Origin of the sequence: Phytoactinopolyspora endophytica (genome assembly GCF_004138495.1) — a bacterium.
GTDB lineage: Bacteria > Actinomycetota > Actinomycetes > Jiangellales > Jiangellaceae > Phytoactinopolyspora > Phytoactinopolyspora endophytica.
The window spans coordinates 14,368-17,585 of sequence record NZ_ML142859.1 but is presented as its reverse complement, the minus strand read 5'-3'; the positions used below and the strand labels follow the sequence as shown (position 1 = coordinate 17,585).

Sequence of the window (3,218 nt, the reverse complement as noted above, 5' to 3'; positions counted from 1 at the left end):
GTCCAACCAGCGCGGCGGACGCCCCGAGACGAAGATCACCGTGGCGCCGGCGTCCTCCGCTCGGCGCAGCGCGGCAAGCGTGCGCGGCGAGACCGAGCCGTCGCTGCGGAGCAAGGTTCCATCCAGATCAGTGGCGACGACTCGGGGCGGCTGCTCAGAGAGATGCACCCTACGAGTCTGCCAGGTACCGACCGGAGATGCTCAGCCGAACAGCCGCTCAAGGACCTGTGCGACGCCGTCGTCGTCGTTGCCGCCACAACGCAGGTCCGCGGCGCGTACGGCGTCAGGATGCGCGTCGGCCATCGCGAACGAGGTGCCTGCCCACTCCAGCATGAGCAGGTCGTTCGGCATGTCTCCGAAGGCCACCACCTGCTCCGGGCCGACCCCCAGGTCGGCGCAGAACTTCGCCAGGGCAGAGGCTTTCGATACGCCGAGCGCACTGATCTCCAGCAACGCACGATAGTCCGGGAAGGTGGCAGTGGTCAGGCCTCCGACAGCACAGATGCCGCGGCCGACGAACTCGGCCGGCTCGACGCTCGGATCCTGTGCGACCAGCTTCGCCACCGGCGCGGCCAGCAGCTCCTCCAGCTCCGCCTCGAACCCGCCCTCGGGCAGAGGCACCCTGCGTGGAAACAGCGGCTCCTTCCCGTAAACGCAACCGCGCTCGATAGCGAACGTGACCCCTGGGAAGTCTTCTCGCAGGGCATGCGCCACCTTCATGGCCGTCTCCGCCGAAAGCTCCTCCTGTTCGACGATCCGCCGACCGAGGGCGTCGTACACCATCGCGCCGTTGAGACATATCGCCAGCCCGTGCGACCCGAGCGCATCCTGCACGGGAGCGAGCCCGCGCGGAGGCCGTCCCGTGACGAACACCACCACGGCGCCGGCCTCCTCCGCGAGGCGAAGAGCGGCGACAGAACGCAGGGAGACCGATCCGTCGCTGCGCAGCAGCGTGCCATCGAGGTCGGTGGCGACGACACGAGGAGACGTACGCGGCGACATGGGCACCCGACAATCCTGACAGGCGGTCCATGCCCACAGGTGAGCCACACCTTCGTCACCTGGGGAGATCCCCCGGGCACGTGGTCAAGCTCACCACGTCGCGCGTCGGCTCAGTCCCGCGGTGTGAATAGGGCGGGAGTGCGAGGAGCCCTTCGACGGCGTCGAATCACGACGACGCAGGAACCGACGACCACCAGCACTGCGGCGGCCGAGCTGGCCGAGACTATGCCCCAGGGGAACGGGTCGCTGATCTCGCCGGGCCTGACCATCACCCGGACGCGGCCGCCGGGGGTCTCAGTGAAGTAGAGGTTTCCATGCGCATCGAAGCCAAGGTTGGCCAGGCGGACGGGGTCCGTGGCGTTCTCATCGGGTGGCTGGACTACGGTCTCGACTTCACCGTCAGCATCGATTCGCTTGATCCCCCGCGAGGTGGCGAGGTAGGCCGTATCGTCGCGGTCCACCGCCACGTCAGACGGCGAGATCAGATTCGTTCCTCCGTCCGAGCCGCCACCGCCCGGATCGTCGTCAGTCGGCAATCCCCGTCCGGCGACGATGGACACCTCGCCGTGAGGTGCGATCTCTCTGAGCTGCTCGGAATGCTCGTCGCCCACGTAGATGTGACCGTCCGGGCCGACAGCCAGCCCGCCTGGAAGCGTGAAGCCGTGTTCGGCGAGGGTGGACAGCCTGCCGTCCTCACCGAGCTCGTACACCCGGTTGGACAAGCTATCGGCGAGGTAAAGCGTGCCGTCCCACCCGGAGGCCAACCGGATCTCGTCCACAGCCGCCGTGATGGCCAGCTGGCCCTCATACCCCTGGTTGCCCCGCACACCGGCCCTCCGGCTTCCGTTCCCGGCGACGACGGCCGTGGACGCGTCCGGGTAGATCCGCAACACCGCCCCACCCACGGCGACGTAGACGCTTCCGTCGGTGCCCACTTCGACATCCGTCAGTGTGAGGTCAGGCGGGTACGTCGTACCCACACCGGTGGGGAGGCGCGCGGTCTCTCCCTCCGTATCGATGGTCAGTACGGAGTCGTCTCGGGACCCGACGACGTGGATCGTGCCATCGGCGCCTACCGCGAGCCCCCTCGGTTCGCCGACGACCTCGGTGGAGTCCGCGTCGGCCACGGTCAGGACGGTTCCCGCTTCCTCGTCGGCCCACGGGTCATCCGCCGGTTTTGGCGCGGGCCGTTCACCGATGCCGTGTTCGACGGGGAGGCCGTTCTCGTTCAGGGCCATCACGAACACGCGCCCCGGGGCAGCGAAGTAGAGGTGACCGTCCGGACCGACGGCGATGTCCTGAGCCAAGTACCAGGCAGGAGCAATCGAGGTGATGACGCCGTCGCCGTCGATCCTGCGCACCACGTTGTTACCATGGTTGCTGCCGTCGATGAACAGCAGCCGGTCCTCGGCGTCGACGGCCAGTGCCATGTCGCCCATGCCCTGGTCGATCTCGGCTTCGGCGGCGGGACCGCCGTCTCCGGAGAAGCCTGACCCGGCGTCGCCCAGCACGGTACTGATGGTCCCGTCTTCGTCGACCTTGCGGATGTACCATCCCTTGCGGCTGTATGTACCGTCGTCCTGTGGACCTTCCGCGACGTCTTCCGCGAGGTAGATCGTGCCGCGCGAGTCGACGGCGAGGCTCGTGATGTCGGTCAACTGCGCTTCGGTCGCGGTCTGCCCCTCGCTGGCCTGTAACCCTAGTTCTCCGCCTCCGGCGACCGTGGTGATCGTGCCGTCCTCGTCGATCGCACGGACCCGCCAGTCGAACGTGCCAGCGCGGTGGGCGACGTAGGCGGTACCTCCGCTCACCGCCATGTCGGTGATCCGCAACGCCGCCTCGGTGGCCGGCCGGTCGCTGCCGTCGTCGAGGCTGAATGCACCGCCGCCGGCGATCGTCGTGAACTCGCCGCTGTCCGCGTCCATCCGCTGGACGACGACGCCGTTGGAAGCGTAGAGCGTCCCGTCGTCGTTAACCGCCGTCACCGGCCGCTCCTCGCCGGCCTGCAGCCCTTCCAGCGGGACAATGGCGTCCGTGATCGTGTCGATCACACCATCAGTGCCGACCACCCGCAGGTTCTTGTTCGCCAGGTCGGAGACGTACAGCTGCGCGTCGAGGCCGACATCGATCTTCAAGCGTCCGCCGAGCGCAGCGTCCAGCGCCGGCCCGCCGTCACCGGAGTCGCCGCCTTCTTCGGTATAGGTGGCCTCGTCGCC

General features: G+C 68.2%; 3 protein-coding genes. All 3 read right to left on the bottom strand.

Going from position 1 to position 3,218, the window contains the following annotated elements:
* On the bottom strand, positions 1-168 hold a 168-nt coding region (locus ELR45_RS42850; RefSeq protein WP_205856984.1), incomplete at its 3' end, for an HAD family hydrolase.
* A 33-nt stretch (positions 169-201) separates the two neighbouring features.
* Positions 202-1,002, bottom strand: a complete 801-nt coding sequence (locus tag ELR45_RS20225) for an HAD family hydrolase (RefSeq protein ID WP_129668128.1) — start codon at positions 1,000-1,002, stop codon at positions 202-204.
* A 110-nt stretch (positions 1,003-1,112) separates the two neighbouring features.
* A partial coding sequence (locus ELR45_RS20220; protein ID WP_205856934.1) for an NHL domain-containing protein occupies positions 1,113-3,218 on the bottom strand: 2,106 nt, incomplete at its 5' end.